Origin of the sequence: Streptomyces sp. NPDC001339 (assembly GCF_042895955.1) — a bacterium.
Classification (GTDB): Bacteria; Actinomycetota; Actinomycetes; order Streptomycetales; family Streptomycetaceae; genus Streptomyces.
Genome location: NZ_JBIAWT010000008.1, coordinates 36,905 through 61,276, shown reverse-complemented (window position 1 = coordinate 61,276; position 24,372 = coordinate 36,905). Strand labels below are relative to the sequence as shown.

The following is a 24,372-nucleotide window of genomic DNA, read 5'->3' as shown; positions in this document are numbered from 1 at the left end:
CTATCGAGCGGCCGGAATCAGCCCTCCGGATGTCGCATGCTGAGACAAACGCTCACCTCGCGAAATCGGCGGGAGGCACCCTGCGCGCCCCGCCCCGCTCAGTGTCGCCCCTGCCCGTTCCAGACCACAGAACACGGAAACGTAACCCAGCTCACAACACCGCCACCATGCTCCCTGGCTGCGCGCCGCTTCTCGAGGCACACAGACTGCCAGGCCGGGATTCCGCCGCCTGGGGCACGTCCGGTTCCGTAAGCTTGCTCGTCTGCGAACAGTTGCGAACAGTACGGGACAGCTCACCAGGACGGAGTGGCACATCGTGGACGAGCGGTTGCGCGAGCTGGCCAAGAATTCACCCAACTTCGGCCCCCTCCTCCCGCTCCAGCCGCTCCTGGCGATCTACGGTGCCCAAGCCGAGGCGACCGTCTTCGTCAACCCCGACGCCTCCCTCATCCAGTGCGACCAGTTCGGCGAGGTCCTGGCAGAGGAGCTGGTCAGCCGCATCGGACTGCGCGTCGGCGGTACGCACCAGGTCGACCGGCTGAGGGCACTCACCGACGCCAGGGTCCTCATCCCCGAGACCCGCGGCTACTTCGACCAGATCCGGCTGGACCGCAACCGCGCCGCCCACCGCCACCTCTTCGACACCACCCGCGCCCTCGCAGCCGTCCGCACCTGCTACAAGCTGGGCATCTGGTTCCACGACGCGATCACCGACAGGCGCACGGTCGCCGAGTTCGTACCGCCCACCGAGCCGGAAGCCGAGGCCCAGGTCACCGACCCGGCCGAGCTCGCCGAGCTCCGCGAAGCCCTGGACGGCCACCGCAAGGCCCTCACCGAGGCCCGGACGCGGCTCACCGAATACAAGGACCAGCTCGAAGCCGAGCGGCAGGCCCGCATCGAGGCCGAGAACCTGATCATCAACGCCGCCGCCGTCAAGGCAGACGCTTCCCGGATCGATCTGCTGACCCCCGAGGTCGACGCACTACGCACCGTCCAGCGCACCGCGTACGAAACCGCCCGCACTTCTCCCCGCCGCATCGACGAGGCCGCCCGCGACGCCATCGTCCACCGCGCCCAGCGCCCCGCCCCGCTCAACGAGGTCCAGGCCCGCGAGACCATCGACGGGATGCTGCGCGCCGCCGACTGGGTCGTACAGGACCGCGACCAGGTCGCCCCGGACGCAGGCCAGGGCGTCGCGGTCCGTGAATTCACCGTCGCCACCGGTCGCGCCGACTACGTGCTGTACGTGGACGGCAAGATCGTCGGCGTGATCGAGGCCAAGCGGGAAGGCGATCACCTCAGCAGCGCCCTCATCCAGAACGACCGCTACGCGGCCGGGGTCCTCAAAGAACACAGCCTGGCCGTCTGGCGCCGGGACGAGCCCTTCGCCTTCCGTTACGCCACCACGGGCGCCGAGACGTACCTCCTCAACCGCCTCGACCCTTACGCCCGCTCCCGCGAGGTCTTCGCCTTCCACCGCCCTGAAACCGTCGCCCGGTGGATGGACCAGGCCGACACCGCCCCGGACGCCCCCACCTGGCGCGCCGCCCTGCGCCGCATCCCGGACCTGGAGCCCAACGGGCTGCGGCTCGCGCAGATCAGCGCGATCACCGGGCTGGAGGACTCCCTCGCCCACGACAAGCCCCGCGCGCTGATCCAGATGGCCACCGGCGCCGGCAAGACCTACACGGCGGTCGCCCAGTCGTACCGCCTGATGAAGTACGCGGATGCCCGCCGCGTCCTCTTCCTCGTCGACCGCAACAACCTCGGCCGCCAGACGGTCGACGAGTTCGAGCGCTTCACCACCCCCGACGACGGGCGGAAGCTCAAGGACCTCTACAACATCGACCGCCTCGGCGCGGCCGGTCTCCAGGAGACGTCATCGGTGGTCGTCTCGACCATCCAGAAGATGTACCGGCTGCTCTCCGGCGAGCAGCTCACCGACGACGACGCGGCCGACGACGCCGCCGACAGCACCTCGTACTCCTTCGACGACGAGGACAGCTACGAGACGTCCCAGCCCATCGAGGTCCGCTACAACCCCGACGTGCCGATCGAGTTCTTCGACCTGATCATCGTCGACGAGTGCCACCGCTCCATCTACGGCAAGTGGCGCGGCGTCCTGGAGTACTTCGACGCACACATCGTGGGTCTGACCGCCACACCGACCCTGCAGACCCTGGGCTTCTTCCAGCACAACCTGGTCTCGGAGTACACCCAGGCGCAGGCCGTCGCCGACGGCGTCAACGTCGACTTCGACCTGGTACGGCTCAACACCGACCTCCGCGAGAACGGCGGCGCCACCATAGAGTCCGGCATCACCGTCAAGGTCCGGGACCGCAAGACGCGCCGCCAGCGCTACCAGGAACTCGACGACGACTACAGCTACACCACCCGGCAGATCGGCCGCTCCGTGGTGACCGTGGACGAGATCCGCGCCGTCCTGACCACGTACAAGAACAACTGGAAGCGCTGGTTCCCCGACCGCGCCGAGATCCCCAAGACGCTGATCTTCGCGGTCGGCGAGAACCACGCGGAGGACGTGCTCGCCCAGGTCAAGGAGGTCTTCGGGCGCGGCGACAGCTTTGCCAAGAAGATCACCTACAAGAGCCGCCAGCAGGGCGAGAACCCTGACGACCTCATCCGCGATCTCCGCACCTCTGCGCAGCTCCGCGTCGCCGTCACCGTCGACATGATCGCAACAGGTACGGACGTACGAGCCCTGGAGTGCGTCATCTTCCTGCGCGACGTCCGCAGCGCGGTCCTCTTCGAGCAGATGAAGGGCCGCGGCGCCCGCACCATCGACGCGACCGAACTGCGCGAGGTCACCCCCGACGCCGCCACCACGGTGCGCAAGAACCGCTTCCTCCTGATCGACCCCGTCGGCGTCACCGACTCCCCCCGCCTCGACGCCCGCCCGCTGGTCCCGGCCGAGGGCGACCGCCGGCTCTCCCTGTCCAAGCTCCTCGACAAGACCGGTACGAAGACGATCGGCGCCGGCGAAGCGGAGGTCCTGGCCGGCCGGCTCGCCCGGCTGAACCAGCAGCTCACCGACGAGGATCGTCAGCTGCTCGCGTCCGTCGCGGGCGGCCGGAGCCTGTCGGAGATCGCCGGCGGGATCATGCGGGCCGCCGACCCCGACCGCCAGGAGCGCCTGACGGACGAGGAAGGCCCGGCCGCCGCGCGGAAGGCGATCGAGGACGCGATCGCCCCGCTGACCGGCAGCCCGGAGCTGCGCCGCCAGATTCTGGACCTCCGCCGGGACAAGGACTACGTGATAGACGAGTTCACGTCCGTGACGGTGACGGACATCAAGGAGACCTCACGCGAGGAACGTGCGGAGGAGCACCTCGCCGCCTGGCGCCGGCTTCTGGAAGACGAGCGGGACCAGATCACGGCGGTGTCCATCGCCCTGAACAGCCCGCGCAAGGTCACCCCTACGGAGGCCTACGCGTCCCTGAACGAACTGGCCGCCCGCATCCAGCGCCCCCAGTACGCGTGGACACCGGACATCCTGTGGGGCTACTACGAGGACCTGGGGAAGGCCACCGCCCGCCCGGGCAAGGAGGCGGGTGTCCCGGACCTGATCTCGCTGATCCGCTACGAGCTCGGCGTGGACGAGGAACTGAAGCCGTACCGGACGACGGTCGAGGAACGCTTCGAGGCGTGGCTGCTCCGGCAGCGGCAGGCGGGGGCGGAGTTCACGGACGGGCAGTTGCGGTGGCTGGAGGCCATACGCGACGCAGTGGTGAGTGCCGTGGGGATCACCAAAGACGAGTTCCAGCGCGAACCGCTGCGCGGGCTCGGCGGTGGGCGCGGGTTCCAGAGGGCGTTTGAAGGCCGCGATGTGCGGGTGCTGTTGGATGAGCTGAATCGGGAACTGGCGTGAGTGAGCGGGAACTTCCGGCGGGGTGGGTACGGGTCCGGCTGGACGAGATCGCCGAGGTACGGCTCGGCCGCCAGCGTTCGCCGAAAAACCACTCCGGCGACCAGATGCGGCCCTACCTGCGAGCTGCCAATGTCGGCTGGCAGGGCCTGAAGCTCGACGACGTCAAGGAAATGAACTTCACCGACGCCGAGGTCGGCACCTACCGCCTCGAACCCGGCGACATTGTCCTCAGCGAAGCGTCGGGCAGCGTCGGCGAGGTCGGCAAACCCGCCCTCTGGAACGGCCAGATCGCCGACTGCTGCTTCCAGAACACGCTTATCCGAGTGCGCCCGGTGCAGGTCGAGCCGCGCTATCTGTTGCACCTGCTCCGCTATGAGGCACTGCGCGGCGCCTTCGCCGAGGGAGCGCGCGGAGTCGGCATCCACCACCTTGGGGCGGCCAAGCTGTCGGCTTGGCCGGTCGTTCTGCCGCCGCTGGCGGAGCAGCGGCGAATCGTCGAGGCGCTCGAAGAGCACCTCTCGCGGCTGGACGCCGCAGCCGGATCCCTCGCTGCGAGTCGGCAACGCATCAAGCGGATGCGAACGCGGCTCATCATCGACGCCACCGCGCCCGATGGCGTCTCCATGACGGCAACAACACTAGGCGCCATCGCCAAGACCGTCAGAAACGGGTTGTTCGTCTCCAGGCCAAGCAGCGAACCGTCAGGGGTGCCCATCCTTCGAATCGGAGCAGTCAGGTCGCTCCGGCTCAATGTCGCAGACGTGCGATACACGGGCATCGCGCCCGACGCGTCCGAGTTGCAACCACATCTGCTGCGTCGCGGCGACCTTCTCTTCACCCGCTACAACGGAAATCCTGAGTACGTCGGAGCTTGCGCCACTGTCGAGACTCAACAGCCCTTGACCTACCCGGACAAACTCATCCGCGTGGTGGTGGACGAGCAACGTGCAATCCCCGACTACGTTGCTCTCGCATGCTCAGCCGGCCCGTCCCGTCACTACATCCGTCAGCGCGTGAAAACCACGGCGGGGCAGGCCGGGATCTCCGGGAGAGAGCTCAAATCCGTGCCTCTCTCGATCCCGAGCCTCGACGAACAGCAGCGACGCATTGCACGTTATCGAGGCAGGGCCGAAGCACTCGATGCCCTGGATCGCGAACTCGAAAAGGCCGAGCTGCGGTCACGACACCTCCGCCAGGCCCTGCTGAACCACGCCTTCGCGGGGCGGCTCGTCTTCCAGGACCCCGACGACGAACCCGCCTCCGCACTGCTGGCCCGGATCCAAGCCGAGCGGGCCGCACGCGCCGCGCAGGCGAAGCCCAAGCGGGCGCGGCGGGCCGTGCCGAGGGCTCGAAGCGGCGCGGCGGCGGCAACCGACGCGCCGCCGCCCGAGCCATCCGCCCCCCTCCCCCGCGCAGCCGCCGTCCAGCAGACCTTCGAGGTATTCGACCAGTGACCACCCCCGACACCACCGCAACAGAGAACGCCACCGTCACCCCTCAGGCGCATTCGCAAACCAACACCCTCGTCGCCAAGCTCTGGAACTACTGCAACGTCCTGCGCGACAACGGCCTGTCCACCATCGAATACGTCGAGCAGCTCTCCTATCTCCTTTTCCTGAAGATGGCGGACGAGCTTTCGGACGACCCCTTCAACCCCAAGCGCATCGTCCCCAAGGACTACGACTGGCAGTCGCTGGCCTCCAAGAAGGGCGTGGCCCTCGAAGTCCATTACCGCAACATCCTCCAGGAACTCGCCGCCAAGCCCGGCACCACCCTCGGCACCATCTTCGCCAAGGCCCAGAACCGCATCACCGAGCCCGCCCTCCTCGAAAAGCTGGTCGTCGACCTGATCGGCAATCAGGACTGGACGATCGATGGCACGGACCTCAAGGGCGACGCCTACGAAGGTCTGCTGGCCAAGGGAGCGGAGGACACCAAGACCGGGGCCGGGCAGTACTTCACCCCGCGCCCCCTGATCGACGCCATCGTGGACGCCGTCCAACCGCGCCCCGACGACACCATCGCCGACCCGGCCTGCGGCACCGGCGGCTTCCTCATCGCCGCCCACAGCTACATCCGCAACCACCACATGCGGGACCTCACCCATGAGCAGCGGGTCGCCCTCAGCGAGGGCAAGGGCATGATCTTCGGCAACGAGCTGGTCACCGGTACCGCCCGGCTCGCCGCCATGAACATGCTGCTACACGGCATCGGGGACAGCGACGGCCCCAGCCTCATCGACGTCGGCGACGCGCTCGCCGAGAAGCCCAAGCGGCACGCGTCCTTGGTGCTGGCCAATCCGCCCTTCGGCCGCAAGTCCGCGATCACCGTCATCGGCACCGATGGCACGGCGGAAAAGGAGGAGATCTCCTACGCCCGCGACGACTTCCGCGCCACCACCACCAACAAGCAGCTGAACTTCCTCCAGCACATCATGTCGCTGCTGGCGATCGACGGCCGTGGCGCGGTCGTCCTCCCCGACAACGTGCTCTTCGAGGGCGGCGCCGGGGAGAAGATCCGCACCCGGCTGCTCCAGGACTTCGATCTCCACACGATGCTGCGCCTGCCCACCGGCATCTTCTACGCGGGCGGCGTCAAGGCGAACGTCCTGTTCTTCGACAAGAAGACCCCGCGCGCCGACGGCAAGCCGCACACCACCAAAATGTGGGTCTACGACTTCCGCACCGGCCTGCACTTCACCCTCAAGCAGCGCCAGTTGCGCCGCGCCGACCTGGAGGAGTTCGTCCAGGCGTACAAGCCGGGCGAGCCGCTCGACGAGCGCGTGGAGTCCGAACGTTTCAAGGCGTTCGACTACGACGACCTGATCGCCCGCGACAAGGTCAACCTCGACATCAGCTGGATGAAGGACCCGGCCCTTGAGGACGCCGACAGCCTGCTGCCGCCCGAGGTCATCGCCCAGGAGATCGTCCAGGACCTCCAGGCCGCGCTGGACGACTTCAAGGCGATCGCCCAGGCCCTGGGCGGCGAGGTGACGGACGAGAGCCCTGCCGCCGAGTAGCCGAAGCTCAAGCCCTCGCCGCGAACGCCACGAAGTGCGCCCACTCCTCCGGGGAGAAGCTGAGCGTCGGGCCGCTCTTTTCCTTGGAGTCCCGGACGTGGACGGTGTCGGCGCAGGCGGCGACCTCGACGCAGGCGCCGCCCTCACCGCTGCTGTAGCTGGACTTGAACCAGGCCAGTTCGCTGTTCATTGCAGCTCTCCCAACATCTTCTCCAGCAGGCTCACGGACTCCTCGAGGTTGAGAGCCTGCGAACGCAGCATCGCATAGCGCAAGTTCAGGTCAGCCACGTCCTTCGAGTCGGAAATCAGCGCGCTGCCCTTGTGGGCTTCGCAGTACACCATTCGCTGCTGGTCCTGCGTCTCGATCACGTACACGGGGCCAGCCAGCCCCGCGTGCGTTTCCCGCTTGGTCGGCATGACCTGAATGTCCACGTTTCGCATCCGGGTCAGCTCTAGCAGATGCTCGACCTGGTGCCGTATCACCTCCCGACCGCCGATCTCCCGCTCCAGCGTGACCTGTTCCAGCACCGCGCTGATCGCCACCGCAGGGGTCCGGCGCAGCAACTCCTGACGCTCCAGCCGCGCGGCCACCCGCCGCTCGATCTCCTCGTCGCCCAACACCGGCCTGTCGTTCCGGAATACTTCCCGTGCGTACTCAGGCGTCTGGAACAGCCCCGGGATGACGTGGTTCTCGTACATCCCGAGCTGGGCGGCCTGCTCCTCGTACTTCCGATAGTCCTCGAACCAATCCGGATACTTCCGCCGCACGATGTACTTCGCCGCCTCCCGCAACAGCCCTCCCGCGTCGCAGACTTCCTCGGCCGCGTCGATGAGTTTCGGCGACGGCGCCCGCCTCCCCTGCTCCACCGCGCAGATCAAGTCGACCCCGTACCCGGCCGCATCGGCCAGCTCTTCCCGGCTCACCCCCACCCGCTGGCGCCAGCCCTTCAACTGACCGCCGAACATCCGCATCGTCCCGGACCTGGTTTCCCTGGTGCCCGCCATGCGCGTACAACTCCCCTACAGATAAGGCCCGTAGGCGTACCGTCGCTGAGCACGGTACGTCCGGATACGCATCGTGGTGGCCATGCACAACGAAAATCCCCCGTCCGGGCCCGAGTGGGTGCCGCTCGCCGGCCACTGCCTGCGCCGTACCGGCGTGTACTTCGACGCCGTACGGATTCACGGCGTGCGCGGCGAGGAGGTCACGACACGGCTGATCGACAAGGCCGGGCCGGAGGCCGCCGGGCCGATCGTGTGCGAGGTGACCGGCTTCCGCTGGATGTACTTCCTGCTGCCGACCGGTTCGGCGGCCGAGCGACGGTGGCCGCCGGGCGTCCAGCACTTCGGCACCCCTCGCACCGTGGCGTACATCGGCATTCCGGCGCTGGGCGGCAACACCTGGCCGCTGCGGTGGTACTCCGTGCCCAGCCCGGCCGCGCCGTTCGTCGACCCAGAGCTGCTGCACGAGACGGTGCGCGCGTGTCCTGTCCCTCCATTCGGCACAGAGGGGCCTTCAGGACAAGGACAACTTTCGGTCACATAGCCGTGCCCTCGCTTGCCCTTCCGTGTATCCCCCGCAAGTCTTGATCATCCGGCCCACGGGGGCGCATCACGGGACAGGGGAGGGTCCGGATGGCGATCGCGCGACCGCAGACGCGCCAGTTCGAGTCGTTCACGACCAACATGGAGTACGCGCGCCAACTGATCACCGCAGGTCAGAGCCTGCGTGGACTCCAGCCGGGCGCGCTGGACATCGGCGACCTCTACCGCGCGGCGTGGGTCCAGGCGGTCAGCGCCGTGGATCACTGGCTGCATGAGGAGCTCTTCCGGCGGGTGGCCGAGCTCGCCGCCGACCCCGGCGCCCGGCTGCCCGTACAGCTCCAGAAGTACCAGCTCCCGCTGTCCGTCATCGAAGAGGTACGGGCGGGGCAGGTCACGCTGACGGATGCCGTACTGGAGCGCGTAAGGAGTGAGTGGGCCACCAAGCCGCTGCACAACCCCAAGGAGATCGCCCGGGCGTACCGGCTGGTCACCGACGATAACCTGTGGAGCAGGGCCGCTGCTCAGATCAACGAGTGGTTCCAGTACCGCACCCACTACGACGCCGACGAGCTCAAGGAGAAATTCTCGGCAGTCGTCGCCCGCCGCAACAAGATCGCCCACGAGTCGGACCTGGAGGAGGGCCACCTGAAAAGGCGTCGTCCGATCACGGATGCCGACGCGACCGACGCCGTGGACTGGATCGAGCGGATTACCCTCGCCATCGCGACTGTGCTGGACTGAGCCGGCACTCGCACCGCACGAGGGGGGCGCTGAACGCCATATGAGGGACCTTCAGGTACGTCATCTGAAGACGACGCTGACGGATCAGTTCAAGGGACTGATCGATTTGACGGACCGCGCGGCCCAGGTGGCCGCGGACAAGGAGGGCACGTTCCTGACCCGGGCGCTCGCCGCGCTCGCGGTGCATGAGGTGACCGGCTGGGAGCGCAAGCAGGCGGCGGAGTGCGTCATCGACGGCTTCGACGACGAGGGCATCGACGCGATCGCCGTCGACGCCGAGGCTCCGCACGTGTGGATCATCCAGTCGAAGTGGAGCGGCGCCGGAAACGCCACGTTCGACCAGGATGCCTGGTTCGTTCTCGCCAGTGGCCTCAAGTACCTCGTCAAGGGGGAGTACCAGCGGTTCAACAGCCGGCTCCAGGCGATGGCGGCCGACCTCGACGAGGCGCTCAACAACCCCAAGGTGCAGGTCACGGTCGTCTTCGCGCTGGCCGGCGGTCAGGGTCTGTCACCGAACATCCAGCAGCGCTGTGCCGACCTGAAGGCCGAGTACAACGAGGACCAGGAGTTCCTGCGGTTCGAGACGCTGCTGCTGGCCGACTTCACCCGGACGATCCGGGCCGGTATCGACGAGCCCAACGTCGAACTCAGCGCCCGCATGTCCGACTTCCGTCCCCATGAAGGTCCCTTCATCGCCTACCACGGCACCGTCGCCGCGGACCAGGTCGCCACCTGGTACGCCGACCATCGGCACCGTCTGTTCAAGCGCAACATCCGGCACCCGCTCGGTCTGACCAAGATCAACGGGGAGATGGTCAACAGCGTCGTCCACAACCCCGAGCTCTTCTGGTACCTCCACAACGGCATCACCGTGCTCTGTGACCAGCTTGAGATCGGCCCGCGCGGCGATCTCAAGCTCCAGGGGGCCAGCGTGGTCAACGGGGCGCAGACCGTCGCCTCGCTCCACGAGGCCCATGAGCGCTCCCCCGAGGCCCTGGCCAAAGCCCGTATCAGCGTGCGGGTCATCCCGCTGAAGGACACGCCCCACGGCTTCGCCGAACGGGTCACCATCGCCACCAACACCCAGAACAGCGTGGTGCAGCAGGATTTCAGGGCACTGGACAAGATCCAGAAGAGGCTGCGCTACGACTTCGACGTCACCTTGGGCAAGACCTACGTCATCAAGCGCGGTGAGGAGCCCCCGGAGCGCGCGGACGGATGCCACATGAACGAGGCGGCCGTGGCGCTGGCGTGCGCGCACAAGGATGCACGGATGTCCTTCCGCGCCAACACCGAAAAGGGTCGTCGCCTGTGGGACAACGACACCTATCCGCAAATCTTCCGGACCCCGGACGCCCGCAGGGTCTGGCGGGCGGTCCAGCTGGTGCGCGAGGTGCGGAGGGCGCTCGTTGAGACGCAGGGCGAACGGGAAGGGCGCGCCGCACTGCTGGCGGAACAGGGGCCCGTGCTGATCGCACACCTCGTCTTCCAGAGTCAGCGCGACTGGCACTCACTCGACGACGCCGAATGGGAGCAGCTGCTCAAGCGAGGCCAGGAGATCACCGACGCCACGCTGCGCTGGGCCATGTATGCCGTCGACGACGCGATCGGCGCCAACAGCCAGATCAGCGCGATCTTCCGCTCCGATGTCCGCTATCAGACGGCGACCCAGGCGGCGCTGAGTGCGATGCTCGGCGGCCACTCCGCACCCCCGCTGGCGCTGGAATACCGTAATGCGGTACGTGAGTCTCGTGCCCGCCAGGCCAAGGCGGTCACGGTGATCCTTGAGGCGGAGGCGATCGAGGAGGGGACCGGACTGGAGTTCCGCCCGGTCACCGGCCCGGAGCGGGCAGCGCTGAGCGATTGGGTCGCGGAGGAGCCCCGCCGGGGTCGCGCCACCTGGGTCAGGCATCCGAGCAGACCGCTCCTGTGGGAGTGGGACGGTCAGCAGTACTCGCCGAGCGCCCTGGTACAGGAGATGTTCGCGCTGGCGCACAAGAAGGGGCCGAAGGCCGTGCAGGGCACGCGCCGCTGGTTCGTCCCCGAGGAAGGGTCACTGGTGGAAATCGCCGACCGGCTGCGCGTCGAGGCGGACTCCTGACGGAGCCGTGGGCCGTGGGGCACCAGCGCGTGCAGGTGCCCCAGCCCACAGGTGCCATGCGAGTGTCCGGCGTTCTCGGGTGTCGCTTCGCAGGCCCGGTTCACTTCCGGGCGGAGGGCCGCAGCCCCAGTGGCCCGGCGATCTCCGCCGCCATGACCCTTCCGGCCTCCTCCGCGAGCCGCTCCTCGTCCCCGTCACCGTCGATGCCGGTGTCGGTGTCCAGGCCGTCCAGCGCGGCCAGCGGCTGGTCGAGGCGTACGTGGGCGACCAGCGACTGCAGCGCGCGCAGGGTGGCGGAGGCGGTCGGCCCCCAGTTGGAGAGGTAGGAGAACTGCCACCACCACAGGGCCTCGACGACCCGGCCCGCCCGGTAGTGCGCCAGGCCGTGGCGCAGATCGGCGATGATGTTGGCCAGATCGTCGGAGATCCGGCAGGCGACCGGCTCGCTGCGCGGCACGTACGGGTCGAAGACCTCCGAGTAGACGTCCACGGGGTCGAGCAGGACCGCGAAGCGCTCACGCAGCTCGTCGACGTCCGGCTCCGGGCCGGTGTCCGGCTCGTACCGCTCGTCGGGAACGATGTCCTCGTGGGCGCCCAGCCGGCCGCCCGCGAGCAGCAGCTGGGAGACCTCCAGCAGCAGGAAGGGCACCGCGCTGTCCGGCTCGTCGCCCTTGGCGACCTCCGTGACCGCGACGATGAAGCTCTCGATCGAGTCGGAGATCGACACGGCGAAATCGTCCGGAGCCTGTGTCGCGTTGTGCAGCGTGGCGTCAGACATCGAGAAGTCTCCTCCCTTCGAAGGCCCGCCCGAGCGTGACCTCATCGGCATACTCCAGATCGCCTCCGACCGGCAGTCCGCTCGCCAGTCGTGTCACTCTCAGGCCCATCGGTTTGATCATGCGGGCCAGATACGTGGCCGTGGCCTCGCCCTCCAGATTCGGGTCGGTGGCCAGGATCAGCTCGGTGACGGTGCCGTCCGCGAGCCTGGCCAGCAGTTCCCGTATCCGCAGGTCGTCGGGGCCCACGCCCTCGATCGGGCTGATCGCCCCACCGAGCACGTGGTAGCGGCCGCGGAACTCGCGAGTCCGCTCGATCGCCACGACGTCCTTGGGCTCCTCCACGACACAGATGACCGCCGGATCACGCCGGGGATCCAGGCAGACCCGGCACTGCTCCTCCTGCGCCACATTGCCGCAGACGGTGCAGAACCGGACCTTCGCCTTGACCTCCATCAGCGCGTTCGCAAGCCGGCGGACATCGGTCGGCTCGGCCTGAAGGATGTGGAAGGCGATCCGCTGCGCGCTCTTGGGACCGACGCCGGGCAGCCTGCCCAGCTCGTCGATCAGGTCCTGGACCACGCCTTCATACACGGAACGTCTTCTCTCTCTTCTGCCGTGCTGCGTACGCTAGTTGGCTGCTCCTCAGAAGGGGAGACCGGGGATTCCACCGCCGCCCAGGCCCTGGGCGAGCGGACCGAGCTTCTGCTGCTGGAGCTGCTGGGCGCTGGCGTTGGCATCCCGGACGGCCGCCAGGACGAGGTCGGCGATCGTCTCGGCCGTCTCCTCCGCGGAGTCGGTGTCGACCGCCTTGGGGTCGATGACCAGGCCCGTGAGCTCACCGGAGCCGGTCACCGTCGCCTTGACCAGACCGCCGCCCGCGGAGCCCTCCACGGGCGTCTCCGCCAGCTCCTGCTGGGCGGCCGCGAGGTCCTGCTGCATCTTCTGGGCCTGCTGGAGCAGCTGCTGCATGTTGGGCTGACCACCGGGGATCACGACGGGACTCCTGCCGTACGACAACGATTGGTGCGGTAGCCCGAGCCTACGTGTTTCGCGGCCCCCGCGCCCTACGCCATAGGGAGGAGCAGGGTTTACGCCCGCCGTACACCCGGCCATACGCCCGCGTATCCCCACCTGCCACCGGGGACCGCACCGCACCGCATCGCACCACCCGCGGGGCGTCACTCACTGCTCACTGCTCACTGCTCACTGCTCACTGCTCACTGCTCACTCATTGTTGAACTCCTCCACCACCGTCGCGCCAAGCTCCCGGACGATCAGCTCGTGACCGCTGAGCGCCGAGTCGACGAGATCGGGGTCATCCTCGGCCGGCATGTCGTACTCGATCGACACCGGCGGGGGCTCGGGCGTGTACGAGGGCTCCGCCACCGGAGCGCCCTGCGTACCACCGCCCGCTGACGCGGATCCCGACGGCGCGACCGCTTCCCGCGCCATCCTCGCCCCCTGGCTGCCGCCGCCACCGGCTCCGCCGCCGCCCTGCCCGTACTGGCCGGACTGCCCGGACGCGCCACCGGGCTGCGGGGCTCCCGCGGGCCCGCCCTGCTGCGTCGACGCCTGCGGTACGGACGGCTGGGGCGCGACGGGCGCCCCGCCACCGAAGCCGCCACCGCCGCCACCGCCGAAGCCACCCCCGCCGCTACGGGGAGCACCCCCGGCCGGCGGGTTGGCGCCGCCCGACGGATCGACGATCGCCTCGACCCGCCACTGCACGTGGAACCGCTCCGCGAGCACGTCCTTGAGGACGTCCTCACTCCCGCCGTTGGCGAAGCTGTCGCGGGCCCCGGCATTGGGGAAGCCGATCTGCAACGTCGTGCCGTCGAACCCGGAGACCTGGGCGTTCTGGCTCAGCAGGATCCAGGTGAAGCGCCGGCGGGCCTTCACCGCCTCCAGGATCTCCGGCCACATCTGCCGCACCTGAGCCGCGCCCTGCGCCGCCCCAGGAGCCACCGCCGACTGCGGCGGCTGTTGCTGGACGGGCGCGGGACCACCGGCCGCCGGCTCGTCCTGCGCCGACGGCTGTACGGGCGCACCGGCCGCCGGTCCGGACGCCGCGGGCGCCCCGCCCTGCTGCCGCTGACCGCCCTGTCCCGGCGCCACAGCCGTCGGCCAGCCGCCGGGCTGCCGGGCCCCGGCACCGTCGCCTCCGCCGCCACCGGTGCCGTTCCCCCGGCCGACACCGCCGGGCCACGCCCCTGGCCGCGCACCCGCGCCCTCATCCGCCGCGGCACCCGCCGGAGCCGAAGCCGCAGGGGCGGAGGCGCCCGGAGCCCCCGGAGCGCCCGCACCCGGCGCCGAAGCCCCCGGAACCGCAGCACCGGCCGCCGAAGCACCTGAAGCCGCCGGAGCCTCCGCCGCACCCCGTACGTCCGCCGTACCCCGTACCTCCGTTGCCCCCCGCACCTCCGTCGTCCCCCGCACCGCGGCACGCGCGGCCGCCGGCCCGGACTGCCCCGCGGCCGGCATCGGCGGATGCGCCTCCGGCCCCGGCACGTACCCGGCCGCCGGCCCACCACCGGTCACCACAGGCGCCACACCAGCCCGCGCGTCACCCCCTGCACCGCCCGGGCCACCCGCCCCGCCCAGCAGCGCCGCGCTCGCGCCACGCTCCAGCCGGTCGAGCCGCGCCTGCACCGACCGCTCATCCCCGTACGCCGCGGGCAGCAGGACCCGCGCACAGATCAGCTCCAGCTGCAACCGGGGCGAGGTAGCCCCCCGCATCTCCGTCAGGCCCTCGTTCACCACATCCGCGGCCCGGCTCAGCTCCGCCGCACCGAACACGGAGGCCTGCGCGGCCATCCGCTCCACCACATCGGCGGGTGCGTCGATCAGCCCCTTCTCCGCCGCGTCCGGCACCGCGGCCAGGATCACCAGGTCCCGCAGCCGCTCCAGCAGATCGGCCACGAACCGCCGCGGATCGTTCCCGCCCTCGATGACCCGGTCGACGACCTCGAAGGCCGCCGCCCCGTCGCCCGCCGCGAACGCCTCCACCACGGCATCCAGCAGCGACCCGTCGGTGTACCCGAGCAGCGCGGTCGCCATGGCATATGTCACACCGTCGTCGCCCGCCCCCGCGAGCAACTGGTCCATCACCGACATCGAGTCCCGTACGGACCCGGCACCCGCGCGCACCACCAGCGGCAGCACACCCTCCTCAACAGGGATGTCCTCCCGCCCGCACACCTCCGCCAGGTACTCCCTCAGCGTCCCCGGCGGCACCAGCCGGAACGGATAGTGATGCGTCCGCGACCGAATGGTCCCGATGACCTTCTCGGGCTCGGTCGTCGCGAAGATGAACTTCAGATGCTCCGGCGGCTCCTCGACGACCTTCAGCAGGGCGTTGAAGCCCGCCGAGGTCACCATGTGCGCCTCATCGATGATGTAGATCTTGTACCGGCTGCTCGCCGGTCCGAAGAACGCCTTCTCCCGCAGCTCACGGGCGTCGTCCACACCACCATGCGACGCCGCGTCGATCTCGATCACATCGATCGAACCGCGCCCGTTCCTCGCCAGATCCACACACGACTGGCACTTCCCGCAGGGAGTGGGAGTGGGACCTTCCTCACAGTTCAGGCACCGCGCCAGGATCCGCGCACTGGTCGTCTTGCCGCAGCCGCGCGGGCCGCTGAACAGATACGCATGATTGACCCGGTTGTTCCGCAACGCCTGCTGCAGCGGATCGGTCACGTGCTCTTGCCCGATGACCTCGGCGAAGGTCTCGGGTCGATAGCGGCGGTACAGCGCAAGGGACGACACGCATACGACGATATCGGCCCCCACCGACAACCGGCCCCGCCCGCAGCTCACGAGCCCACCAGCCCGCAAACGCAAGCGCCCCTCACGCACCCGCCAGAGCCGACCTACCCTTGCTGCCTTCCGGCCCTGGGGGAGTTCAGTCAGATAGCGCCACGTGAGGGGCTGCGCACCACACTAGCGGATCCCCCGCCCAACCAACGAACCCATCTCCCTCCACCCCCACCCACGCCCCTCCCCAGCACCCCCACCACCCCCTCCCCCGGATCACGACCAACCCCCTCCCCCGGATCATGTTCGCGAGCACTCCCCAACGTCTTGTATTGTTTGCGGCGGAGGATTCGCCTAGTGGCCTAGGGCGCACGCTTGGAAAGCGTGTTGGGGGCAACCCCTCACGAGTTCGAATCTCGTATCCTCCGCACCGCCCATCAGGGCAGACGAAGGTCCCGACCGCTCAGCGGCCGGGACCTTCGTCGTTGTGTGGTCTCAGTTTTGGTCTCAGTTGTGCAGGGCGGACAGCCGTGGACTCCCACGGACAGGCTCCGGCTGCTCTCTGCCAACGATCAGGGCAACTGGGGTCGTGATCGTCGACCGCATCGAGACCAAGATCCTCCTGGGTGACCAACACGAGGCTCCGCGGCAACCTGCGGGGCCGCACCAGCCCACGCCGGCTTCTTGAACCGGCCAGCAGCGAGGCCGACCACAGCCTCACTGTCAGAGGGACAAAATAGGATGCCCAGCGGAAGCTCCACGGCCCTGAGATCGCCACCCGGACACGAGCAAGGACACCCCCAACTGATGGCAGTGACCCAGCAGGAGATCGAGAACAGGTTGTGGGACGCCGCCGACGAGCTGCGCGTAGCGATGCCCGAAGCGCAGTACTCCTCGGTCGTCTTCCCTCTGATGTTCTGGAAGTACCTGTCGGATACCTGGGAGCACCAGCACCAGAAATTTCTGGCTGAGAACGAGGACCTCGACCTCTCCGCTGAGGAATCGCGCGAGGTCGAGTACAGCATGTACCAGTCGTTCGACATCCCGTTCATCCACCCTGGGACCGTCCAGAAGCAACGCGCCTCTTGGTCGTCCATCCTCGCCACCGTCACTCGGCCCGGCCTGGGCCAGCGGGTCCGCGCCTCCCTGCAAGCCATCGAGACGGCCAACCCTGACAAGTTCTCCCGCCTGTTCGGTTCCATGACCTGGACGTCCGAAGCGGTGCTGCCGGGGGAGGTGCTGGCGTCGGTCATGCGGGCGATGGACCGCACCCCCAAGATGCACGAGGGCAACATGTCCCACGACGTGCTCGGCGGGGCGTACGAGTACCTGCTGAAGCGCTTCTCCGACGGTTCCGGCACCCGCGCTGGGCAGTTCTTCACCCCGCGCGAGGTCGTCGAGCTGATCATCGAACTGCTGACCCCCAAGAACAACGAGTCGGTGTACGACCCGACCTGTGGGTCAGGCGGCATGCTCATTGCCGCCGCGAGCCTCCTGAAGTCCCACGGCGGGCGGGGGTACTCACTCAGCCTGAACGGGCAGGAGGCGGTAACGGACACCGCCGGCGTGGCGCGCATGAACCTCTTCATGCACAACCTGACCGAGTTCAAGGTCGAGGTTGGCGACACCCTGAAGGATCCGCGCTTCAAGAAGCCCGACGGGTCCGTCAAACAGTTCGACGTGATCGTCGCCAACCCGCCCTACAGCCTGAAGTGGAAGCCCTGGAGCAACGACCCACGCGCCATCGGAGGGGTCGCCCCGCAGTCGTCAGCGGACTGGGCATTCGTGCAGCACATGATCGCCAGCATGGATCCGAAGAAGGGCCGCGCCGGCGTCGTCCTGCCCAACGGTGTCCTCTTCCGCAGTGGCCAGGAGGGGGCGATCCGTCAGCGAGTCGTCGACAAGGACTTGCTTGAAGCCGTGATCGGGCTGCCCCCGAACCTCTTTTACAACACCACGATCCCTACCTGCATCCTCGTGTTCCGTGCCGCTGGCACCAAGACCGACGATCGCACAGACGGGGTGCTGTTCATCGATGCCTCCAAGCGATTCATCAAGGGCAAGAACCGCAACGTCCTCGCTGAGGCTGACATCCGCAACACCGTGTCCGCCTTCAACGCGACCTTCGACGCAGACGGGGCCCCGAACGGCATGGACAGAGACAGTGGGCTTGCCGCTCGATTCGTGCCTCTGTCCGAGATCGCGGCGAATGGATACGACCTCAACATCAGTCGCTACATCAGGCGTGTCTCGGCCGAGCAGGCAGACCTGCCCACGCTGATCGAGGCGTACAGCCTTGCCCGAGCCAACCGCCAGAAGACCGAGCAGCGCATGCTGGCCATCCTCTCGGAGGCCGGGATTGAGGGCTTCGATGAGTAACCCGACGATCAGTGACGCAGTAGCTGGCCCGCAGGAGGGGTGGGTTCGGGCACCTCTATCTCGGTTTCTCACTCCGAACATCACGGTCGTGGATGTGGACCCGGACCAGACCTATCCAACCGTGGGAGTCCTGAACAGGGGGCGAGGGCTGCTCTACCGCGATCCCGTCACGGGAAGCTCTACGGCATACAAGAAGCTCAACCGGATCGGCGCCGGCCAGCTCGTTTATAGCCGACTCAAGGCATTCGAAGGCGCGATCACAGTTACCCCCGAAGACCTGCCAGAGTCGTTCGCGTCCCAGGAGTTCCCTACATTCGGCTTCGCTTCCGACGCAGACCCCGGCTTCTTCCGCACTCTCACCACAACGCAGAAGATGTGGGACGCACTCCAAGGTGCCTCGAAGGGAATGGGTGGCAGACGAGAGCGAGTGAAGCCAGCAGACTTTCTCAACATCGTCATGGACATCCCGCCTCTGCCTGTGCAGAAGCGGATAGTCGAGGTCATCGGCGTGGTAGACGAGCAGGTCGCGGCGCTCGAGGCGGAGGCCGACAGCCTCCTTCGAGTCCGAAACTCTGCTCTGGGAGAGATGCTCTCCCGTGGCGGTGACGGTTGGGTGTCTGCTCCGTTGTCGGAAGCTGGAACGCTCACCCGAGGCCGCCGTTTCGTGAAGAGCGACTACGCGGAGTCCGGCCTTGGATGTATCCACTACGGCCAGATCTACACCGACTTCGGGGCATCGGCTACACGTACAGTGACATACCTGCCCGAGAGCTTCCGCAGCTCGATGCGTTTGGCCCAGCCCGGCGATGTAGTGATCGCTGGGACGAGTGAGAACGTCGAAGACGTGGGCAAGGCCGTTGCTTGGTTGGGTGACGACGATGTGGCTGTCCATGACGACTGCTTCATCTTCCGCCATGACCTTGACTCGAAGTTCGTGTCGTACTTCTTCGCCTCTCCGCTCTTCCAGCACCGTAAGCGCCAATTCACCAGCGTTACGAAGGTGGTTCGCATTTCCGCCGCGAACCTCAAGAAGATCGTCATGCCCGTACCCCCTCGTGAGGAGCAGGAGCGCATCTCACGCATGACCGGTGCGGTGGACTCACAGGTCGCCGCCCTACGCGCCGAGGCGGAACGTCTCCGCCGGGCGCGGGGGGTGCTGCTCTCGAGGCTGCTGAATCGCTCCATCGACATCAAGTCCGCCGAGCTATTGGAGGTCTGAGCCATGGCTAAGGGCGTTCGGGAACGCGAGTTCCAGAACCTGATGATCCAGTGGTCTCTTCCCATGGGGTGGGGCTACACCGCGGGCAGGTCACTGTCGCGCGAGACGACACAGACCGTGGTTGCCGACCAATTGCGGGACGCCATCGTGCGACTCAACCCTGGCCTGATCAACGGGTACGACGTGGACGCAGTGGTCGAGGAGATCACAGCCACGGTCAACGCCGTCGACGGCGGACTGGTGCGAGCCAACGAGCAGGTGTTACAAATCCTGCGCGGCCACAAACAGTTCCGGAACTCCAACGGCGAGTGGCACGCGCTGAAGGTCATCGACTTCGAGAGGCCGACTGCCAACGCCCTGGTCGTGTCGGACGAGGTGACCATAACCGTCCCCGGCAAGACCTCCCGCCGGTTCGACCTCGTGTACTGGGTCAACGGCCTGCCGCTCGTCGTGGTCGAGGTGAAGTCACCGACCTCGAAGTCCGGTTGGGCTGATGCCGCCCGCGAGATCAACGACGTGTACGCCACGGAGTACCCGTGGTTCTTCACCCCCAATGTCTTCTCCGTCGCCTCCGACGGACTGAAGCTGCGATTCGGTGCCGCTGGCGCTCCCCTGAACAAGTGGCAGCCGTTCCGGTCTACCGACGACGCCGAAGACCTGTCTGGGCAGGCCGACGTAAAGCGCTCAGTGGAGCTGCTGCTCAATCCGGCCACGATCCTGGACATGCTCGCCAACTTCGCCCTCTTCGACACCTCTGGGGGCGGCGCAGACGTGAAGTACCTGCCCCGCTACCCGCAGATGGAAGCCGCGCACCTGATTCACGAGCGGGTTCTGGAAGGCGGCTCGAAGGGCCTGGTCTGGCACCACCAGGGCTCCGGGAAGACCCTGCTGATGGTGTTCGCCGCCTCCCTACTGCTGGCTGACATGCGCACCGAATCACCCACGATCATCCTGCTGTCGGACCGGACCCAGCTCGTTCGGCAGACTTCCGGGGTGTACACCTCCGCCATGGGGGATGCCTACTTCCACCAGCCCGCCACCAGCAGGGAATTGCGTTCCCTGCTGGCCGACGATACGCGCGGCGTCATCTCCACGACCGTGCACAAGTTCAAGGACGCCGGCAAGGACCTGTCGACCCGGGACAACGTCATCGTGCTGGTCGACGAGGCGCACCGCACCCAGTCCGCCAAGTCCCAGTCCCTCGCGGGACAGATGCGCGCAGCCTTGCCGAAGGCGAAGTTCTTCGGCATGACCGGCACACCCATCAAGAACTTGGCCACCGACACCTTCGCCCTCTTCGGCGAGGAGACCGACCCGAACAGGGTGATGCACCGGTACTCCGTTACCCGGTCTCTGAGGGACGAGGCAACCGTCCCGGTCATGCTGGACCCGCACCCGATCTCCTTCGAGATGAACGACAAGGCGCTGCAGGCCGAATTCGACCAGTTCGCCGATGACTTCGACCTCGACGATCCCGACCGTGAGGCCCTGTCCCGCAAGTTCGGACGCCTCACCTCGGTGTTCGCGAACCAGGAGCGGATCGACACGGTCTGCCAGCACATCGTGGACCATTACCTTTCCGGCGCCTACCGCAACGGGCTCAAGGCCCAAGTCGTCGCTTACAACCGCGAACTGGCCGTCGCCTACACGGACAAGATCAACGAATTGCTCGCCGGCTACGAGGCATCGCAGGTGCTCGCGGAGGTCGGGAAGCATGAGCGGATCACCGCTGAGGTGAACATCTCCGTCTCAGAGTCCAAAGACGAAGAGCCAGAGATGAAGCCATACTTCCTCTCGGAGACGGATGAGGAGGAGCAGAAGCGGCGTTTCCTCACGCCGGACCACCCGCTGTGCTTCCTCGTGGTGACCGCGAAGCTGATGACGGGCTTCGACGCCCCCAACGAGGGCGTCCTCTACCTGGACAAGCCTCTGAAGGCACACAACCTGTTCCAGACGATCACCCGCCCCAACCGCACCTGGGTGTCCCCGACCGGGTTCGTGAAGACCGATGGCGTGGTCGTGGACTACATCGGCCTGGCCGAAGAGGTTCAGCGGGCCGTGGTCGACCCCACCTCGCAGGTGACCGGTAAGGGCGGCGGGTTCATCACCGACCTGACCGAACTGGTCGCCGAGTTCCGCACCACCTTCGCCCGTATCGAAGACCTCTTCGTCGACGTGGACGGCGTAGACTTTACGGTCCACGGATACGAGTCCGTACGGGCCATCAACGCCTTCCTGGACGGCAGCCCCGATGCCGCCGAGCAGTTCAGCAAGGACTACCGGCTCCTGGCGCGCCTGTTCCCCCTGATCAGCACCGATAAGCGCGTCGCTAAGTACCGGGACGGCTTCGCGCTGTTCGGATCCGTTTACACGACCCTGTTCAAGAAGTCTTCCGACGAAGAGCGGAAGGAACGGCTGGCGGAACTCGGGCCGATGGTCCTGGAGATCATCAATGCCCACGTCCATTCCTTCTCCGTGGTCGCCGCTCGGGAGGAAGCGCTCGTCCTGGATGCTCAGGGCATCACCATCCTCAAGGAGCTGCTGGCTCTCGTCCGTCCCAAGCCCGGCAAGGATGACGAGAGCAAGAAGCCTCCGTCGGCGAAGGAGATCTTGGACAACATCAAGGCCGCGCTCGACAGGGGCGTTGAACCGGGCTCCGCAAAGTACACCGCCCTCGCTGAGCGCATTAAGCAGCTGCGGGACCGGATCATCCAGAACGCTCAGGACTCTCTGGACTTCCTGTCCGAAGCTCTTCGTGTCGCCCGCGCCATCGTGGACGCCGAGAAGCACCCTGACGAGGCCGTCGTCGTCCTGGACGACGACCACATAGGAGTCCTCTCCCGCATCATCCGTGACCACGCTCCGGCCGGCCTGACCATCACGGAGCGGAACTTGGCGGAGGAGATCGACAAGGTCGTCAAGCAAACCCTTGCCAAGTCGTGGGACAACGCCGACGCCCGTAACCGAGGCGTCCGCCGCGCCACCGCCGCGGTCTTCCGCCGGTACGTGTTGAAGCCGGTGGGCGAGCCGTACAACTCCACTGTTGCCTACATCGAGGCCCACTACCTCGTTGACTGACGGATACGCAGAGGCCCGGCAGCCTATATGTGCCGGGCCTCGTCGCTGAGCACTGCCTCCTGGGACGCTGCTGCCAGTGCGTCAGCAGCTGTCGACGTCCCCGTACCTTTCCGGGTTCCTCGCCCGGTCCACAGCCTGCGCACGAGCTTCTTCGAAGGCAGCTGCGACGGCGTCTCGGTCCGTGCCGCAGACTTGTGCTTCGACCTCCTGGCCGGGACGACGGGTGGTGTGCCAGCGCACCGGCAGGTCCGTGTAGAGGTCGGTCTCGAACTCCCAGGCCACCACAGACCATTGGGCGTCGCGACCGATGTTGAGTCGAGCGCCTCCGGGCAGGAACACGGCGTGGGCGTGGTGGACGGTCCGGCGGTCGGGCTCCTCGTCGCGAATGGCGCGCGCGCCGCCTGGGCCCTTGTCCTCCCACTTCTTCCGGTCCCATTCCTCCACCTCTGCCGAGTTGTTGGGGTGGTCGGCGCCCCACTGTGAGGCCACCGTGTCCGCGTGTTCGCGGTGCAGGAATGGGATGCAGCGTTCGCCGAGTCGGGCGACGTACACCGTCGGGTCCGCCGGTGCAGGGCTCGGGCCGGGCACGGGGCCTCCAGTGGCTGATGGGCGCTCCGAGGGCGTCGTTCCCCAGATCAGGGCGCCGACCTTGGCGGCGGTCTGCTGGAGCACCTGGCCGGTGAGGTGCTGGTAGCGGCGTCGCATGCGGGCGGACTTGCCGGGCTCCCAGCCCATGATGCGGTCGACCACGGCTTCGGGGACGCCGAGGATCAGCAGCACGGTGGCGGCGGTGTGGCGGGCGTCGTGGAGGCGGCCCTCGCGGACACCGGCCGCCTTGAGCAGGCCCTTCCACCTGTGGTGATCGGTGTTGGGGTTGAGCGGCTCACCGGTCGGCGAGGTGAACACGTACCCCTTCTCTACCCACAGGTCACGGGCCAGGGCTCGCTCGCGCGCCTGCGCCTCCTTGTGCCGGCGCAGCAGCGTCAGCAGCTGCTCGGGAATGCCGATCGTGCGCTTGCCGGCGCGGGTCTTGGTGTCCTTTGTCTCGCGCCGGGTGTTGATCTTCTGCGGGCAGTAGCCGGGCTTGCGTCCGCACTTGTCGCCGCAGCCGTGCTTGTAGCGGGGCCGCAGGCGGTTTCGGCGTACGAGGAGCACGCCCGCCTCGAAGTCGACGTCCTCCCACCTGAGGCCAAGGACCTCGCCCTGGCGCAGGCCGAGCGCGAGGGCGATGACCCAGCGGGCGGTGTTGCGGTGCTTGCCCGCTTCGATGAGGAGGCGCTGGACCTCCTCGACCGAGTACGGCTCGACCTCCTCCTCTTCGACCTTGGGGGCCTTGGCGATAGAGGCCGGGTTGATGCTGAGGTGGCGGCGACGTACGGCCTCGTTGAGCGCCGTATTGACCGTGCGGTGAGCCTGGTGAGCCGTTCCGGCGGCGCTGCCGTTGGCCTGCATCTTCTGGTAGAAGCGCTCCAGGTGTTCGGGCTCCAGCTTCTCCAGACGGTGGGCGCCCAGACCGGGTATGAGGTGGTGATAGACCGCCACGCGGTAGCCGTCGATGGTGTTCTCGCCGACGTTGGGTGCTGCGATGCTCTCCACCCAGTGGGTCAGCCAGGTCTTGACTGTCCAGGTCTGCCCGGCCTTACGGACACCGGTGGAGTCGCGCTGCTTCTCCAAGTCGCGTACGACCTTGGTGACCTCGGCGCGGGTCTTGCGGCTGACGTGGCGGCGGTCCGGGGTGCCGTCGTCCTTGACCCCGACGGTGACGCGGCCGTGCCAGCGGCCGTCCTTGCCGAGGTAGATGGAGGAGGCGCCGTTCGGCTGGCGGGACGTCTGGGGCTTTCGGGGCTGTGCCATGTACGCCCC

Annotated in this window: 16 protein-coding genes, 1 tRNA gene and 1 other RNA gene; 10 read left to right on the top strand and 8 right to left on the bottom strand. The window is 67.6% G+C overall.

Annotation, left to right across the window (positions count from 1 at the left end; all coding sequences use genetic code 11):
- Positions 1-316 precede the first annotated feature (316 nt).
- Genes ACFY12_RS23940 through ACFY12_RS23930 form a run of 3 tightly spaced genes read left to right on the top strand, consistent with a single transcriptional unit; the run spans position 317 to position 6,908 of the window.
- A complete protein-coding gene (locus ACFY12_RS23940; RefSeq protein ID WP_390717924.1) occupies positions 317-3,889 on the top strand; it encodes a DEAD/DEAH box helicase family protein in 3,573 nt (1,190 codons plus the stop codon).
- Positions 3,886-5,343 carry a restriction endonuclease subunit S gene (locus ACFY12_RS23935; protein WP_390717923.1) on the top strand — a complete coding sequence of 486 codons (1,458 nt, stop codon included), beginning with the start codon at positions 3,886-3,888 and terminating at the stop codon, positions 5,341-5,343. Before ACFY12_RS23940 ends, ACFY12_RS23935 begins: the two co-directional genes overlap by 4 nt.
- Positions 5,340-6,908, top strand: coding sequence for an N-6 DNA methylase (locus ACFY12_RS23930; RefSeq protein ID WP_390717922.1), 1,569 nt, complete (start codon positions 5,340-5,342; stop codon positions 6,906-6,908). The genes ACFY12_RS23935 and ACFY12_RS23930 overlap by 4 nt, the downstream gene beginning before the upstream one ends.
- A gap of 7 nt (positions 6,909-6,915) precedes the next feature.
- Here ACFY12_RS23930 and ACFY12_RS23925 read toward each other — a convergent pair whose 3' ends face one another.
- Both ACFY12_RS23925 and ACFY12_RS23920 read right to left on the bottom strand, forming a co-directional pair.
- Positions 6,916-7,098 carry a DUF397 domain-containing protein gene (locus ACFY12_RS23925; protein WP_390717921.1) on the bottom strand — a complete coding sequence of 61 codons (183 nt, stop codon included), beginning with the start codon at positions 7,096-7,098 and terminating at the stop codon, positions 6,916-6,918.
- Complete coding sequence (locus ACFY12_RS23920) at positions 7,095-7,913, bottom strand: helix-turn-helix domain-containing protein (protein ID WP_390717920.1); 819 nt, start codon at positions 7,911-7,913, stop codon at positions 7,095-7,097. The genes ACFY12_RS23925 and ACFY12_RS23920 overlap by 4 nt, the downstream gene beginning before the upstream one ends.
- A gap of 82 nt (positions 7,914-7,995) precedes the next feature.
- Here ACFY12_RS23920 and ACFY12_RS23915 point away from each other — a divergent pair, with 82 nt between their 5' ends.
- From ACFY12_RS23915 to ACFY12_RS23905, 3 genes are all read left to right on the top strand, one after another.
- Positions 7,996-8,454, top strand: a complete 459-nt coding sequence (locus tag ACFY12_RS23915; RefSeq protein ID WP_390717919.1) for a hypothetical protein — start codon at positions 7,996-7,998, stop codon at positions 8,452-8,454.
- A gap of 89 nt (positions 8,455-8,543) precedes the next feature.
- Positions 8,544-9,194, top strand: coding sequence for a hypothetical protein (locus ACFY12_RS23910; protein WP_390717918.1), 651 nt, complete (start codon positions 8,544-8,546; stop codon positions 9,192-9,194).
- 40 nt (positions 9,195-9,234) lie between these two features.
- Complete coding sequence (locus ACFY12_RS23905; RefSeq protein WP_390717917.1) at positions 9,235-11,295, top strand: AIPR family protein; 2,061 nt, start codon at positions 9,235-9,237, stop codon at positions 11,293-11,295.
- Between the two features lie 100 nt (positions 11,296-11,395).
- Here the strand turns inward: ACFY12_RS23905 and ACFY12_RS23900 are convergent, their stop codons facing one another.
- The 5 genes from ACFY12_RS23900 to ffs all read right to left on the bottom strand — a co-directional run bounded on the left by ACFY12_RS23900 (position 11,396) and on the right by ffs (position 16,012).
- Complete coding sequence (locus ACFY12_RS23900) at positions 11,396-12,073, bottom strand: DUF5063 domain-containing protein (protein WP_390717916.1); 678 nt, start codon at positions 12,071-12,073, stop codon at positions 11,396-11,398.
- Positions 12,066-12,665: a recombination mediator RecR gene (gene recR / locus ACFY12_RS23895; RefSeq protein WP_066931316.1), complete on the bottom strand. Its 600-nt coding sequence runs from the start codon at positions 12,663-12,665 to the stop codon at positions 12,066-12,068. The genes ACFY12_RS23900 and recR overlap by 8 nt, the downstream gene beginning before the upstream one ends.
- 51 nt (positions 12,666-12,716) lie before the next feature.
- On the bottom strand, positions 12,717-13,067 hold the full coding sequence (locus ACFY12_RS23890; protein WP_093484352.1) for a YbaB/EbfC family nucleoid-associated protein: 351 nt from the start codon (positions 13,065-13,067) through the stop codon (positions 12,717-12,719).
- Between the two features lie 231 nt (positions 13,068-13,298).
- The gene (locus tag ACFY12_RS23885) at positions 13,299-15,845 is read right to left on the bottom strand and encodes a DNA polymerase III subunit gamma and tau (RefSeq protein ID WP_390717915.1); all 2,547 of its coding nucleotides are present in this window, start codon (positions 15,843-15,845) and stop codon (positions 13,299-13,301) included.
- Positions 15,846-15,913: 68 nt separating this feature from the next.
- Positions 15,914-16,012: signal recognition particle sRNA small type (gene ffs, locus ACFY12_RS23880), an RNA gene on the bottom strand.
- A 164-nt stretch (positions 16,013-16,176) separates the two neighbouring features.
- On the opposite strand from ffs, the gene ACFY12_RS23875 reads away from it, so the two are divergent.
- The 4 genes from ACFY12_RS23875 to ACFY12_RS23860 all read left to right on the top strand — a co-directional run bounded on the left by ACFY12_RS23875 (position 16,177) and on the right by ACFY12_RS23860 (position 22,509).
- Positions 16,177-16,261 (top strand) — tRNA-Ser (locus ACFY12_RS23875).
- Positions 16,262-16,640: 379 nt separating this feature from the next.
- Positions 16,641-18,212, top strand: coding sequence for an N-6 DNA methylase (locus ACFY12_RS23870; RefSeq protein WP_390717914.1), 1,572 nt, complete (start codon positions 16,641-16,643; stop codon positions 18,210-18,212).
- 88 nt (positions 18,213-18,300) lie between these two features.
- Positions 18,301-19,431 (top strand): restriction endonuclease subunit S, encoded by a 1,131-nt coding sequence (locus ACFY12_RS23865; protein WP_390717913.1) that lies wholly within the window; start codon positions 18,301-18,303, stop codon positions 19,429-19,431.
- A gap of 3 nt (positions 19,432-19,434) precedes the next feature.
- Complete coding sequence (locus ACFY12_RS23860) at positions 19,435-22,509, top strand: type I restriction endonuclease subunit R (RefSeq protein WP_390717912.1); 3,075 nt, start codon at positions 19,435-19,437, stop codon at positions 22,507-22,509.
- A gap of 81 nt (positions 22,510-22,590) precedes the next feature.
- On the opposite strand, the gene ACFY12_RS23855 is transcribed toward ACFY12_RS23860, so the two are convergent.
- Positions 22,591-24,363: a tyrosine-type recombinase/integrase gene (locus ACFY12_RS23855; protein ID WP_390717911.1), complete on the bottom strand. Its 1,773-nt coding sequence runs from the start codon at positions 24,361-24,363 to the stop codon at positions 22,591-22,593.
- Positions 24,364-24,372 lie beyond the last annotated feature (9 nt).

What these genes read in the sequence shown, in the direction of transcription:
- ACFY12_RS23925 (WP_390717921.1), bottom strand. Translation starts at nt 7,098, where the DNA reads ATGAACAGCGAACTGGCCTGGTTCAAGTCCAGCTACAGCAGCGGTGAG.
- ACFY12_RS23920 (WP_390717920.1), bottom strand. Translation starts at nt 7,913, where the DNA reads ATGGCGGGCACCAGGGAAACCAGGTCCGGGACGATGCGGATGTTCGGC.
- ACFY12_RS23915 (WP_390717919.1), top strand. Translation starts at nt 7,996, where the DNA reads ATGCACAACGAAAATCCCCCGTCCGGGCCCGAGTGGGTGCCGCTCGCC.
- ACFY12_RS23910 (WP_390717918.1), top strand. Translation starts at nt 8,544, where the DNA reads ATGGCGATCGCGCGACCGCAGACGCGCCAGTTCGAGTCGTTCACGACC.
- ACFY12_RS23905 (WP_390717917.1), top strand. Translation starts at nt 9,235, where the DNA reads ATGAGGGACCTTCAGGTACGTCATCTGAAGACGACGCTGACGGATCAG.
- ACFY12_RS23900 (WP_390717916.1), bottom strand. Translation starts at nt 12,073, where the DNA reads ATGTCTGACGCCACGCTGCACAACGCGACACAGGCTCCGGACGATTTC.
- ACFY12_RS23870 (WP_390717914.1), top strand. Translation starts at nt 16,641, where the DNA reads ATGGCAGTGACCCAGCAGGAGATCGAGAACAGGTTGTGGGACGCCGCC.
- ACFY12_RS23860 (WP_390717912.1), top strand. Translation starts at nt 19,435, where the DNA reads ATGGCTAAGGGCGTTCGGGAACGCGAGTTCCAGAACCTGATGATCCAG.
- ACFY12_RS23855 (WP_390717911.1), bottom strand. Translation starts at nt 24,363, where the DNA reads ATGGCACAGCCCCGAAAGCCCCAGACGTCCCGCCAGCCGAACGGCGCC.